The sequence below is a fragment of the Herbidospora sp. RD11066 genome (assembly GCF_054661255.1).
The window spans coordinates 4,777-17,661 of sequence record NZ_BAAGDO010000010.1 but is presented as its reverse complement, the minus strand read 5'-3'; the positions used below and the strand labels follow the sequence as shown (position 1 = coordinate 17,661).

Here is a 12,885-nt window from a genome sequence, read left to right as displayed (position 1 = left end):
TGAGGGTCAGCCGGTGGCGGAGGCCACGGGAGACGGGCTGGCAGTGGGGGTGAACGATGGCGTGATGGTCGGCACCGCCGGGGCCGGTTCGAACGCGGTCGCGCCGCTGCCGATCCCGTAGGCGCCCGACTGCCCGCCGAGCTGCTCCTTGAGCGCGTCGATCACCACGATCCGCCCCGAGGGCAGGTCGAGCGTGTCGACGCTGGAGACCTGCGAGGTCTCCTCACCCGAGTCGAGCAGCGCGGCGATCACGCCGCCCGCGCCCGACGCGGTGGTGGTGCCGGTCATGACGGTGCCGAGCCCGGCCTTGTCGAGCGCGCCCGACACCGACACGAGCGCGCCGTTCATGGTCTCGGCGGTCTCGGTCTCGTAGGGCGCGGCCGGGGCGACCACGATCGCCAGCGTCGCCCGGTCGGCCGGTTCGCCGTTGATCGCGATGAAGCCGCCCTCCTGGAAGGCCGACAGCACGGTCGAGGTGGCCGGGTTGGGGGTGCCCGCCTGCGGCCGCATGTTCGTGACGAGCGCGGCGGCCAGCACCGTGCCGGCCTTGTCGTAGGGCGTGGCCCCTTCGGGGAAGGTGGCCCCCGCCGGGGCGAGCTGGGCCGACAGGCCGTCGAGGACCCCGGCCTGCTCGGGCTCCAGGAACGAGTCGGTGAGCGAGACCCGGCCCGTGTAGGTGGCGCCCGCGAGCTCCAGCACCTCGCGCATCGGGTCGCGCAGCGCCGTGGGCGCGTTGGGCGCCTCGACGACCACGACCCGCTCGCCCGCCAGGTCGCGTTCGACCAGCTCGGCGGTGGCGGCGGTGACGAAGGCGTTGTTGCCGTCTTCGCGGGCCTGCTGGGCGGCCAGATCGGCCCGCAGGGTGAGGTTGTCCTGCTTCAGGGTCTGCGCGGTCACCTGCGTCGTCTCGATGATCGGATCCTGGAGGACGGTACTGCCGAGCACGATGCCCACGGTCAGCGCCAGGAAGATCGCCACGATGGAGACGAGGTGATAGCGAAAATCGATCACGAGAAGAGTCCGACCACCCAGAATATGAAGCCGTTCCAGACGTCCTGCGCTCCGTCGAGCCAGATCTTGCCGACCGGCGAGACGAACAGCACCACGCCGATCGTGACGATCGTGGTGGCGACCAGGAGCAGCAGCGACGCCGCGGAGATGCGGCTGCGATAGAGCCTGCTGACGCCTTTGGCGTCGATGAGCTTGCTGCCCAGCCGTAGCCGGGTGAGAAAGGTGCTGGCCATGCCGGCCCGCCCCTTGTCGAGGAACTCCACGAGCGTGGCGTGGGTGCCGACCGCGACGATGAGCGTCGCGCCCTTCTCGTCGGCCAGCAACATCGCGATGTCCTCGCTCGTCGCGGCGGCGGGGAAGAGCACGGCGTCGCGACCGAGCTTGCGCACGTGGTCGAGCCCGGGGGCCCGCCCGTCGGGATAGGCGTGGACGACCAGCTCGGCGCCCCCCGTCAGCGCCTCGTCGGAGACCGAGTCGAAGTCGCCGACGATGATGTCGGGCCGGTAGCCGGCCTCCAGCAGCGCGTCGGCGCCGCCGTCGACACCGATCATGACCGGCCGGTATTCGCGGATGTAGGGCCGCAGCGCCGCGATGTCTTCTTTGTAGTGGTAACCGCGCACCACGATCAGGGCGTGGCGCCCGTCGAGCTTGGTGACGATGTCGGGCACGCCGACGCCGTCGATGAGAAGGTCACGCTCGCGGCGGACGTATTCCATGGTGTTGACGGTGAACGCCTCGATCTGCACCGACAACCCCGCACGGGCCTCGGTCATCGCGGCCTCGACCGACTCGGCGGTCATCACCTCGCCCTTGCCGACGATCTCCTCGTCGGCGTAGACGGTGCCGTCGGTGACCCGGACGACGTCGCCGTCGCGGATCTTCTCGAAGAGCTCGGGTGTCGCGTTGTCGACCAGCGTGACGCCGGCCTCGAGGAGAATCTGTGGCCCCAGGTTCGGGTAGCGTCCGGACACACTCGCCGCCACGTTGACCACGACGGCCACGCCACATGCGACGAGGGCCTCCGCGCTGACCCGGTCGATGTCGACGTGATCGATGATCGCGATTTCTCCGGGGCGAAGGCGTTTCGTGAGCCTCTTGGTGCGTCGGTCGATGCGCGCCGTCGCAGTCACCCCGGGAAGGACACTGACCTTCCGGCGGCGGAGGCCTGGAACCCTGACGCTCGAGACCTTCATCGGGACCATCCTGCCAGAGGTCAGGAGCGTGAAGGCCCGACACCCCGGCACCCGCCAGCTTTGTCGCCACCCTGCCCTCATGCCGCCGTCCCCCATGTCGCCATACGGCCTCGTCCGGGCACGATGCCCTTCTCTGCCCCGAACACCTACCGATGTCACCCGACGAGGGAAAGCGATTGACGGCCGTGTTCCCCCGACCGGCCGCTACTCGTCGCCATTCCAGACTGGCCAACTTTTGCGTGGTTCGCTGGGACTTTTCCGATATGTGACGAACCACGCCCGGCGTATACCGGGGGTTTTCCTTCTTCTTCCGTTACGGCTCCGCCCACCCCGGCACCGCCCACCGCCCAGACCCCGCACCGCATCCGGCGCCAACCACCCGCTGTACCTCCCACCGCAACGAGCGAAGCGGTTGGCCATCCCAGAACTTCTGCCGACCCCTCAAAAATGGCTGCGACCTTGCGGTGCCCGAAGGCGGTCGCATGGCCGCGACGATCCAGGCGGCCACGAACCCTTTGGCCGATCGGTTCAGCCGACGGCCTTCGCGGCGGCGGCCTCGGTCAGGAGTTCCTCCGCGTGGGCGCGGCCCAGTTCGGAGTCCTCCATGCCGGCCAGCATGCGGGCCAGTTCGCGCTTGCGGGCCTCGCGGTCGAGGGCGACGACGCCGCTGCGGACCACGCTGCCGTCGCTGTCCTTCTCGACCACCAGGTGCTGGTCGGCGAAGGCCGCCACCTGGGGCAGGTGGGTGACCACGATGACCTGGGAGGTGCGGGCCAGCTTGGCCAGGCGCCGCCCGATCTCCACGGCCGCCTTGCCGCCCACCCCGGCGTCGACCTCGTCGAACACGAACGTGGGCACCGGGTCGGCCCCGGCGAAGACGACCTCGATCGCCAGCATCACGCGGCTGAGCTCACCCCCGGACGCGCCCTTGTTCAGGGGCAGCGGCGGCGACGCCGGATGGGGCGCCATGCGCAGTTCGACCTCGTCGACGCCCGACGGCCCGAACTCGCCGGTCGAGTCGATCACGACGACGACCCGGGCGTGGGGCATGGCCAGGGCGGTCAGCTCTTCGGTCACGGCCACGCCGAAGCGCTCGGCGGCGGCCTCGCGGATGCGGGTCAGCTCACCGGCCAGCTCGCCGAGCCGGCCGGTCAGCTCTTCGTGTTCGCGGGTCAGCTCGCCGATGCGGTCGTCGTCGCCGTCGAGCTCGCCGACGCGGACGGCCGCCTTCTCCGCCCAGGCGAGGACCTCGGCGACGTCGACGCCGTATTTGCGGGTCAGCCCGTTGAGCAGGGACCGCCGCTCGTGGACCACTTCGAGGCGCTGGGGGTCGGCCTCGACCGACTCGGCGTAGGCGGCCAGTTCGGTCGCCACGTCGTTGATCAGATAACCCGCCTCGGCCAGGCGCTCGGCCAGACCGGCGAGGGCGGGGTCGTAGTCGCGGGCCGACTCGACGGCCGACCGCGCCTGCCCGATCAGCGACACCGCGTCGGCCACCGCCTCGGGGCCCGACATCGGGTCGCCCAGCAGCGCCGTGTGGGCGGTCGTGGCGGCGGCGCGGAGGGTGTCGGCGTGGGTGAGGCGCTCGGCCTCCTCTTTCAGCTCGGCGTCCTCCCCCGCGCGCGGGGCGACCTTCTCGATCTCCTGGAGCCCGAACCGCAGCACGTCGGCCTCCTGCGCGCGTTCGCGCGCCCGGCCGGTCAGCTCGGCGACCAGGTCGCCGACCTTCTTGTGTCTCTTGTACGTCTGTTCGTAGGCCCGCAGCGGCTTGACCAGTTCGTCTCCGGCGTAGCGGTCGAGGGCGGCGCGCTGGCGGCCGGGCTGGAGCAGCCGCTGCTGGTCCATCTGCCCGTGGACGGCCACCAGGTCTTCGGCCAGGAACGTGAGCGTCCCGACCGGGACGGTGCGCCCGCCGAGCCACGCCCGCGACCGCCCCTCGGAGGAGACGGTGCGGGAGATGATGAGCTCGCCGTTCTCGACCTCGCCCCCGATGTCGAACACCTGCTGGGCGGCCCGCCCGGCGGGGTCGACGATGAGGGTGCCCTCGACGGAGCACTTGTCGGCACCCGGACGGACCCGCGCGGGATCGGCCCGGCCGCCGAACAGCAGCCCGAGGCCGGTCACCACCATCGTCTTGCCGGCACCCGTCTCACCTGTGACAACGGTGAATCCGGGGGACAACTCAAGGACGGCCTCGTCGATGACGCCCAGCCCTCGGATACGGACCTCCTCGACCCTTGGCCGCACTGGTCCCTCCCGTTCAACGTCAATGTCGCAAGCGATCCTACGCTCAACTCGCCAAGATTTTCGAGTCACGCGGGCTTGACTCGGCCCCGCCATCCCTCGACCGGAAGCCCGAACTTGGCGACCAATCGGTCGGTGAACGGGACACCGGTGGAATCGACGCCGAGCATGCGCGCGAGACGTACCGGATGAGTGCCTTTACGGATTTCGACCCGCACACCCGGCGGCAGATCGAAGCGGCGGCGGCCGTCGCACCACAGCACGCCCGGGTGGGTCGTGGCGAGCAGTTCGATCGCGATCGAACTGGTGGGAGCCACCACCAGGGGCCGGGCGAACAGCGCGTGGGCGCTGTTGGGGACGACCATCAGCGCCTCGACCTGGGGCCACACCACGGGGCCTCCGGCGGAGAACGCGTAGGCGGTCGAACCGGTCGGGGTCGCGCAGATGACGCCGTCGCAGCCCCAGCGGGACAGGGGATGCCCGTCGATCTCCGCCACGACCTCGAGCATGCCGTCGCGCTTCTCCACCGACGCCTCGTTGAGCGCCCACGTGCGCGCCAGGATGTGGCCGTTGCGGACGGTCACGTCGATGGTCATGCGCTCCTCGACCTCGAACCGCCCGTCGACCACGCGGTCGACCACGACGTGGAGGTCCTCCACCTCGGCCTCGGCGAGGAACCCGACGTGCCCGAGATTGACCCCGAGCAGGGGGACGCCGGTGGGCCGGGAGATCTCGGCGGCGCGCAGCAGCGTGCCGTCGCCGCCGAGGACGACGATGACCTCGGCGCCGAACGCGGCCCGTTCGTCGGCCGGCACGACCTCGACGCCCAGGCGGCCCACTTCCTCGGCCTCGTCCTCCAGGACGCGGACCGTCAGCCCCTCTTTGATCAGCCGGTCGATGACCAGCCGGGCGCTCTCGACGGCGGCGTCACGGCCGGTGTGGGTGGTGATCAGAACCGATCGGCTGTCGCTCATCGGGGCCCCTCCTCGACGGCACGGGCGACGGCGGCGGCCACGTCGGCGACCGCCTCGTGACCGGGCCCCTTCCCGAGCCGGATCAGATATTCCACATTGCCCGACGGCCCCGGCAACGGGCTCGCCGTCACACCCTTGACCGTGAGCTCCAGCTTCCGCGCCGCCGCCGCGGCGTCGCGCACCGCCTCGGCCCGGAGTTCCGGGTCGCGGACGACCCCTCCGGCGCCCACGCGTTCCTTCCCCACCTCGAACTGCGGCTTGACCAGCATGACCAGCTCACCGCCCTCGGCGAGGACCGCGGTCAGCGCGGGGAGCACCAGCCGCAGCGAGATGAACGACAGGTCGCCGACGATGAGCGTCGGTGGTTCCCCGACCATCTCGGGGGTGAGGTCGCGGACGTTCACCCGCTCCATCACCGTGACGCGTTCGTCGGTCCGCAGCGACCAGGCGAGCTGCCCGTAGCCGACGTCGACCGCCAGCACGTGGCCCGCGCCCCGCCGCAGCAGGACGTCGGTGAACCCGCCGGTCGAGGCGCCGGCGTCGAGACAGCGCCGCCCGGTGACGTCGAGGTCGGTGAAGGCGTCGAGCGCGCCGATGAGCTTGTGGGCGCCCCGGGAGACGTAGTCGGGCCCGTCGGGGGCCTCGGCGACGACGATCGCGGCGGCGGTGTCGACCTGGGTGGCCGCTTTGGCGGCGGGCTGGCCACCGATGGTGACCCGGCCCGCCTCGATGAGCTGGGCGGCCTGCTCCCGCGAACGGGCCAGTTTGCGCCGCACCAGCTCGCTGTCGAGACGGCGGCGCTGGCTCAACGGATACCTCTGGGGGGTCTATTGGTCACGTGCGGTCGTCCACAGCGGCAAGGGTCTCCTCCAATATGCCGAGCACCTGCTCGTACACCTCGACATGGGCCGCGACCGGCACCTCCGCGAGCCGTTCGACGGCGCCGCGGACGGCCGCCTCGGGATCGAGGCCGGCCGGAGTACCGGTGGGTTGGGTGCCGGCCGGGGCAACGGCCGGCACCACGTTCTTCGTCGGGGTCGCCATGACGTCTACCGGCGAACCGGCATCCGCGGACACAGCGGCCTGCACCGGCACGACGGCTTCCCCACCGCCGGCCGAGTTCATCTCGGTCATGCGCCCCCTCCGGTGTCAGATACGCGGCCCTCGCCCGAAACGCCTCACGAGGCACCCGAAAACAGGCCCTCGAACTCGGGCCGCGGGCACTCCGCCGCCTCGACGGTAGCGGACCGCGCCGACGACGTCGCCCGTGCGCCGGGCCCTACGCCTTCTTACCTGCCTTCTTGCCCGACTTCTTGGCCAGCGCCTTCTTCGTGACCTTCTTCCCGCCCTTGCCGGGCCCGGTGGACAGCTTGGCCGCCACGGCGTTCCCGGCGTGCGACGCCGCACCGATCGTCTTGGCCTTGGCCATCCGCGAGGCGGCCGTGACCGGCGTGCGGGCGGTCCCGACGGCGTGCGCCATCCGGGCCGCCATCTTCTCGGCCCGCGCGACCCTGGTGGAGCCGGTCGCCTTCACGATCCGCGCCGCGGCCTTCTCCGCCTTGGCGATCCGATGAGCCGCGGTGGACCCGGCGGCCGTGCTCTTCCGAGCGACGGTGGAACGCGAAGCAGCCGTTTTGCGCATACCGGAAGCCGAGCCCGTACGAGCCAGACCGGACACCGACGAACGCGAGGCAGCCGTCTTCCGCACCCCGGAAGCCGACGAACGCACGGCGGTCGTCTTCCGCACCGCGCCCGAAGTCATGGGGCGCGAGGCAGCCGATTTCCGCGCAGTGGCGGAAGCCGTGGAGCGAGTGGCGGCGGGCCGCGAGGCCGACGTCGTCGAACGCGCGGTGGTCGTCTTCCGCATCGAACCCGAAGCCGACGCCTTACGCATCGTGCCCGAGGCCGTCGACCGACCGGTCGCGGGCCGCTTCTGCGACGAAGCGGACGCCGACGAACGCGCAGCCGTGGCACGACCGGCCGCGGGCCGCTTCCGCAGCGAACCGGACGCTGCGGAGAGCCCCGCTGTGGAAGCCTTACGGGTGGAACCCGACGCCTTCCGCACCGAAGTCGCGGCCGACATGCCCGTACGAGCCGCCGCCTTGCGCACCGACGCGGTCCGCGACGAGGTCGCGGAGGCGCCGTGTCCGGCCGCCGACCGCGACGCCGAGGTGCGGGCCGCAGAGGCCTTCCGCGCCGCACCCGTACGAGCGGCGCCCGCCGTCCTGCGGGCGGAAGCCGCCTTCGCGGTCCGCTTGACGGCCGCGCTCTTCCCCGCGGTCGTCGAGACGGCGTTCTCGGCCATAGCCGAGAGGGTCCGTCCCGCCTTGGCCGCGGCCCCGCTCAGCCGGGCGGACATCCCCCGAGCCGAGGCGGCCGAGGTGCGGGTGGTCGTGCGCGACCGGGACCCGTTCGCCCGGCCGCCGGGTTTCTTCCGCCCCTGCAGTTCGCGGACCTGCGACCGCAGCCGGTCGACCTCACCCTTGCGCGCGAGGTCGAACACCCCGAGCACCTGGTCGGCCCCCGACCGCACCATCCTCCCGATCCCCTTGGACGAGCGCCGCTTCCTGGTGGACCGCGACGAGTCCGTGTCGAGCATGTCCATGACGGCCTCGCGAGCGCTGCTCGTGGCCGTCTCGGTGAGCGACGTGGCCATCTGTACGATGCCACGCAGCGTGTGGAACACCATGCGAACCCCCTTGTCATCTGACACGCCCCCACGTGCCAGATTTCGCGTAGTACTCAGGTTGAACGCTACCGTCCGTTGGTAGATGGGCATTTGACCGGTCCTGGCTTAAGGGGGATGACGCATGGCGACGATCGAAGAATGCCGTGCCGCATTGGACAAATTGGGCGAGCAGTTCCACGAGATCAGCCCCGAAGACCGCGCCAAACATGTCGTCGAGCGCCGACTCCAATGCCGCATCTCCGACCTGAACGTCACCTTCTACGGCCGCATTCACCGCGAAGGCCTCGACCCGTTCACCGACGTCCCCCCGGCCGACGGCCGCCCCGCCGAGGTGAAACTCACCTTGGGCAGCCACGACCTCATCGCCCTCGTCAACGGCGAACTCGACATGGCCCGCGCCCTTTTCGGCGGCAGAGTGAAAATCGACGCGAGCCTGGGCGACCTCCTCCGCCTCCGCCGCCTCCTCTGACCCCCAAATCCAGCACCCCCAACGCCGCCACCAAGCCCGCCTTCAAACGGAAACGTCGCGCGGAACCCATTTCCGCGCGACGCCCCATTCCCCTGAGCCGACACGGTCTCCAGCGGCTCACCATCTATCGCAGCCTCAATGCCGGGCAACCTGCCATCGCCTCACGAGCCCTCCGCCTACAACAGCAAGCTCGAAGCGCCGAATCTGCACACGAAGCCAGGGCTTGAACCGAGGTTGGGGGAACAATCCGCCAGGCCCGCCGCAGCTCAGCGAAGGCGCGGTTCGGCCGGAAACCAGGATCGGCCACCACACGAATCACAGTGCCTGAGGCTCGATGCGGATGCGCCTTCAGGCAGCCCGAAGCTGGAAGCAGCGCCGATTCACCACCGGCAGCGGTCGCTCCGCTCGCCCCAAGCCTGCAGCGCGGAACATTGGGAATTGGCCACCCGGCAATCCCTCACCTGCGCCAACCAAATGCCCGCAGCATGCAGACGAGCGAAAGCGCCACCAGTCACAAGTCCACGCGCCTGCCCGAATACCCGAACCGCAAGACGACACAAAATTACGCAGGGCAGCGTTCCCGCGCCCACCTCGCGACCAGGCAGACCGCCAGCGGCCTATCCGAATCCCCGAAGTTCGAGGCGGCACAAACGCCGACCAGGCAGTGCTCCAGCACCCAGCCCAAACCACAGGGCGAGACCGCAAGGAATCGCCACGGGCCAGCCGCTCACAGCACGAGACGGCTGATAAACCGACCAAGAAGTGCACCCGCACCTACCCGAAACCACCGCACGAGACCGCGCAGAATCACCAGGGGTCAGGCCCTCACAACGCCACCCCGAATGCACGCGGCACGACACGCCCCAAGCGTCCCGCGCCCACCCAAATCCCGTAACGAGCAGGCGCGGAATCACCAGTCCCTCGCGCGCCTACCCCAAAGCCCGAAGCGCAGGCTTGACCGCGTCCTCCTCGGCCCGCCCGTCGCCCACCCCGGCCCACGTAGCGCCACAGGCAGCCCGCAACGCGTCCATCGAGTCGCCACTCCCCGAGAGCCGCAGCCGCCCGTCATCCCAGGACGCCCGCCACCCCCCGCACTCCCAGCCACCGTCAACCGGTCGTGCAGAAGCCGCAGGCAAGTGCAACCCGGACAGATCAGCCGACACATGCGTAGGCCGGTGCACCGGCACCGCCGTCAGCAGGTCGAGCGGCGTGGCCACCCCCGTCAGCACCAGAAGACTGTCGACCCCCGCCCGATTGGCCCCCTCGATGTCGGTGTCGAGCCGATCACCGACGATCAGCGGACGCTGCGCCTCGGTCCGGATCATCGACTCCCGGTGCAGCGGCGGCTCCGGCTTCCCCGCCACCACCGGCGCGACCCCGGTAGCGGCCACGATCACCTGGAGCATCGACCCGTTCCCGGGCATCTCACCGCGATCGGTCGGCATCGTGCTGTCATGGTTGGCCGCCACGAACCACGCCCCGCCACGCACCGCGAGGGTCCCCTCGCTGAGCAGCCCGTACGAGATCCCCTCCCAGATCCCCTGCACCACCGCGGCCGGACCCTCGAGAGCGGTCGTCACCGGCCGCAGCCCATGGGCGCGCAGGGCCGACCGCAGCCCCATCCCGCCCACGACCAGCACACGAGACCCCGCGGGCACATGCTCGGCCACCAGCCGGGCGGCGGCCTGCGCGGACGTCACCACGTCTTCGGGGGACGCCGCCACCCCGAGATGCGTCAGATGTTCGGCGATCGCCGCGGGGGTGCGGGACGCGTTGTTGGTCACATAAGCCAGGCGTACCCCCCGCTCCCGCGCCAGCGCGAGCGCCTCCGGTGCGCCGGGGACGGCGTGCCGTCCCAGGTAGACCACACCGTCGAGGTCGAGGAGCAGGGTGTCGTACGCGTCGAGCAGGTGGTTCACGCGCGCCTCGCGCGCAGGGTCGCCCGGATCTGGGTGAGGGCGGAGACGTAGTTTCGTTCGTCGGGACGCATCGCGACAGCGACGGCCAGGGGTTCCTGGGCGCCTTCGATGTCGCCGGTTCGCCAAAGTGCCATACCGAGACCGTAGTAGGCGTAGTCCTCGGCCGGGTTGGCGTCCACGATCCAGCGGAAGCTGGTGGCCGCCTCCTCGTAACGCTTCGAGTTGAACTGGGCCCGAGCCAGCCCCTCGCGGATGCTCCGGGAGTCGGGTTCGGCACCGGCCGCACGCTCGAGAAGCGCCGCGGCGGCGGCGGGGCTCCCCTCTTGGAGGAGTTTCATGCCGCGTTGGTACCACTCGTATACGTCGCCCGACGGACTGCCGGACGTATCGCCCACTCCATTCTGATCATGCCGTGTCACGCGATGGCCTCCTGCTTCCGATTTCGACTCCAACCGGGCACCGCGGCAGTGGGGAGTCCGGGCCTTTATGGCAGCATGCCCGATATGGAGAGATCTGAACGGGCGGGACTGGTGCTGCGCCCGTTCCGTGGCGTGCGCTACACGGCCGACGACCTGAGCGCCGTGACCTCCCCGCCGTACGACCTCATCTCCCCCGCCGAAGCCCGGCGGCTGGCTGACGCCCACCCGAACAACGTGGTCCGCCTGATCCTTCCCGGCCACTACGCGGAAGCCCGCGACACCCTGGCCACCTGGCTCGACGAGGGAATCCTCGCCGCCGACGAGACACCGGCTCTCTACGTGTACGAACAGAGCGCCCCCACCTTCGTCCAGCGCGGCCTGATCGGCGCGGTCGGTGTCGGCTCCGCCGCCGTCCTCCCCCACGAGAACGTGATGCCCGGCCCCGTGGCCGACCGCCTGGCCCTCATGCGCACCACCCAGGCCAACCTCGAACCGATCTTCCTCCTGTACGAGGGCAACGGCCCCGCCACCGCCCTGGTAGAGGAGGTGGCCTCGACGAGACCCCCGCTGGTCGACGTGACCATGAGCGACACCACCCGCCACCGCCTCTGGCCCATCACCGAACCGGGCGAACTCGACAAGATCGCCACCGACCTGGCCGACCACCGCGCCATGATCGCCGACGGCCACCACCGCTACGCCACGTACAAGGAACTCCAGTCCGAACACGACGAACCCGGCCCCTGGGACGGCGGCCTCGCCTACCTGGTCGACTCGACCGCCTACCCCCCAGACCTGAAGGCGATCCACCGAGTCATCCCGAACCTCCCGGTCACCGAAGCGGTCGCCCGCGCCAAGGGCGCCTGGCAGGTCCACGAACACCCCCACCTGGACGAAGCCCTGACCGCCCTGACCACCGCGACCGGCCCCGCCTACGTGGTGACAGGTGGCGGCCCCGCCCACCTCCTCACCGACCCGGACCCGCTCCAGCTGAACCTGGCCATGCCGGCCGACCGCTCGGCCCGCTGGCGCTCCCTGGCCACGGCGATCCTGAACGAGTTCCTCCTCCCCAAGGTCTGGGGCATCGAGGACGACGAACACGCAGTCCAGATCGTCCACCACGACCACACCGCCGCCGTCCGCATGGCCCGGGAAACCAACGGCACCGCCGTCCTGATGCGCCCCCTGGACGCCGCAGACGTCTTCGCCGTAGCCGAAGAGGGCGAACGAGTCCCCCGGAAGTCGACCTCCTTCAGCCCCAAACCCGCCACCGGCCTGGTCCTGCGAACCTTCGCCACCGACTGACGCCGCCACCCACGACACGAGAGGCCACGACGATCGGGCCTCCCTAAGCTCCCGAACATGACGATCACCATCCGGCCGGCCACCGAAACGGACCTTCCCGCGCTGCTGGCGCTCTACGGTGAACTGAACCCCGACGATGCGCCGCTGCCACCGGAGGCCGCACAGCGGATCTGGACGAGCATCACCCTCCAACAAGGCAGAACAGTGCTGGTCGCGGACCTGAACGGTGCACCCGCGGGCACGGCGGACTGCATGGTCCTCCCCAACCTCACCCGCGGCGGCCGATCGATCCTGTTCGTGGAGAACGTCGTGGTCGCCGCCGCCCACCGCCGACGCGGCATCGGCAGACTCTTGATGGACGCGGTTGCAGAGCTCGCCGAATCAGCCGCCTGCTACAAGATCCAGTTGCTGGCGGCCGACGACCAGCAAGCCCACACGTTCTACCAGGCCTGCGGCTTCCGCCCACTCGCCCAGGGATTCCGCCGCTATCTCACCCCTGGCCACATCACCCCCTGACCCCATGCACCCCTACATCACAACCCCGTGGGTCTCGCTGATCCACCGCTTGGCAGCGCCCCGACTCCGCGAAGCTTCGCCCTCTCACAGCCGGGCATTCGCCGATCGGCCCTGACGCTTCAGCCATGCCATGGAACAGCCGGGCA

Annotated in this window: 13 protein-coding genes; 4 read left to right on the top strand and 9 right to left on the bottom strand. The window is 70.5% G+C overall.

Going from position 1 to position 12,885, the window contains the following annotated elements; translation table 11 throughout:
• Positions 1 to 6 precede the first annotated feature (6 nt).
• From ACYQ78_RS31515 to ACYQ78_RS31485, 7 genes are all read right to left on the bottom strand, one after another.
• Positions 7 to 1,011: a copper transporter gene (locus ACYQ78_RS31515; protein ID WP_459804590.1), complete on the bottom strand. Its 1,005-nt coding sequence runs from the start codon at positions 1,009 to 1,011 to the stop codon at positions 7 to 9.
• Positions 1,008 to 2,213 carry a putative cytokinetic ring protein SteA gene (gene steA / locus ACYQ78_RS31510; protein ID WP_459804589.1) on the bottom strand — a complete coding sequence of 402 codons (1,206 nt, stop codon included), beginning with the start codon at positions 2,211 to 2,213 and terminating at the stop codon, positions 1,008 to 1,010. Before steA ends, ACYQ78_RS31515 begins: the two co-directional genes overlap by 4 nt.
• 519 nt (positions 2,214 to 2,732) lie before the next feature.
• Positions 2,733 to 4,451, bottom strand: a complete 1,719-nt coding sequence (gene recN / locus ACYQ78_RS31505) for a DNA repair protein RecN (protein WP_459804588.1) — start codon at positions 4,449 to 4,451, stop codon at positions 2,733 to 2,735.
• A gap of 65 nt (positions 4,452 to 4,516) precedes the next feature.
• The gene (locus tag ACYQ78_RS31500) at positions 4,517 to 5,422 is read right to left on the bottom strand and encodes an NAD kinase (protein WP_459804587.1); all 906 of its coding nucleotides are present in this window, start codon (positions 5,420 to 5,422) and stop codon (positions 4,517 to 4,519) included.
• Complete coding sequence (locus ACYQ78_RS31495; RefSeq protein ID WP_459804586.1) at positions 5,419 to 6,231, bottom strand: TlyA family RNA methyltransferase; 813 nt, start codon at positions 6,229 to 6,231, stop codon at positions 5,419 to 5,421. The genes ACYQ78_RS31500 and ACYQ78_RS31495 overlap by 4 nt, the downstream gene beginning before the upstream one ends.
• 25 nt (positions 6,232 to 6,256) lie before the next feature.
• Entirely contained in the window at positions 6,257 to 6,556 is a 300-nt protein-coding gene (locus ACYQ78_RS31490) for a hypothetical protein (protein ID WP_459804585.1), read from the bottom strand.
• A 145-nt stretch (positions 6,557 to 6,701) separates the two neighbouring features.
• Positions 6,702 to 7,064 (bottom strand): hypothetical protein, encoded by a 363-nt coding sequence (locus ACYQ78_RS31485; RefSeq protein WP_459804584.1) that lies wholly within the window; start codon positions 7,062 to 7,064, stop codon positions 6,702 to 6,704.
• Between ACYQ78_RS31485 and ACYQ78_RS31480 the strand changes: the two genes are divergently transcribed.
• Complete coding sequence (locus ACYQ78_RS31480; protein ID WP_459804583.1) at positions 7,057 to 8,193, top strand: hypothetical protein; 1,137 nt, start codon at positions 7,057 to 7,059, stop codon at positions 8,191 to 8,193. The genes ACYQ78_RS31485 and ACYQ78_RS31480 overlap by 8 nt on opposite strands.
• 39 nt (positions 8,194 to 8,232) lie before the next feature.
• A complete protein-coding gene (locus tag ACYQ78_RS31475; RefSeq protein WP_459804582.1) occupies positions 8,233 to 8,580 on the top strand; it encodes an SCP2 sterol-binding domain-containing protein in 348 nt (115 codons plus the stop codon).
• A gap of 929 nt (positions 8,581 to 9,509) precedes the next feature.
• Here ACYQ78_RS31475 and ACYQ78_RS31470 read toward each other — a convergent pair.
• Positions 9,510 to 10,499, bottom strand: a complete 990-nt coding sequence (locus ACYQ78_RS31470; protein ID WP_459804581.1) for an HAD-IIA family hydrolase — start codon at positions 10,497 to 10,499, stop codon at positions 9,510 to 9,512.
• The gene (locus ACYQ78_RS31465; protein ID WP_459804580.1) at positions 10,496 to 10,837 is read right to left on the bottom strand and encodes a tetratricopeptide repeat protein; all 342 of its coding nucleotides are present in this window, start codon (positions 10,835 to 10,837) and stop codon (positions 10,496 to 10,498) included. The genes ACYQ78_RS31470 and ACYQ78_RS31465 overlap by 4 nt, the downstream gene beginning before the upstream one ends.
• 165 nt (positions 10,838 to 11,002) lie before the next feature.
• On the opposite strand from ACYQ78_RS31465, the gene ACYQ78_RS31460 reads away from it, so the two are divergent.
• Entirely contained in the window at positions 11,003 to 12,223 is a 1,221-nt protein-coding gene (locus ACYQ78_RS31460) for a DUF1015 family protein (protein WP_459804579.1), read from the top strand.
• A gap of 57 nt (positions 12,224 to 12,280) precedes the next feature.
• Positions 12,281 to 12,739: an N-acetyltransferase family protein gene (locus ACYQ78_RS31455; protein ID WP_459804578.1), complete on the top strand. Its 459-nt coding sequence runs from the start codon at positions 12,281 to 12,283 to the stop codon at positions 12,737 to 12,739.
• Positions 12,740 to 12,885: the final 146 nt, after the last annotated feature.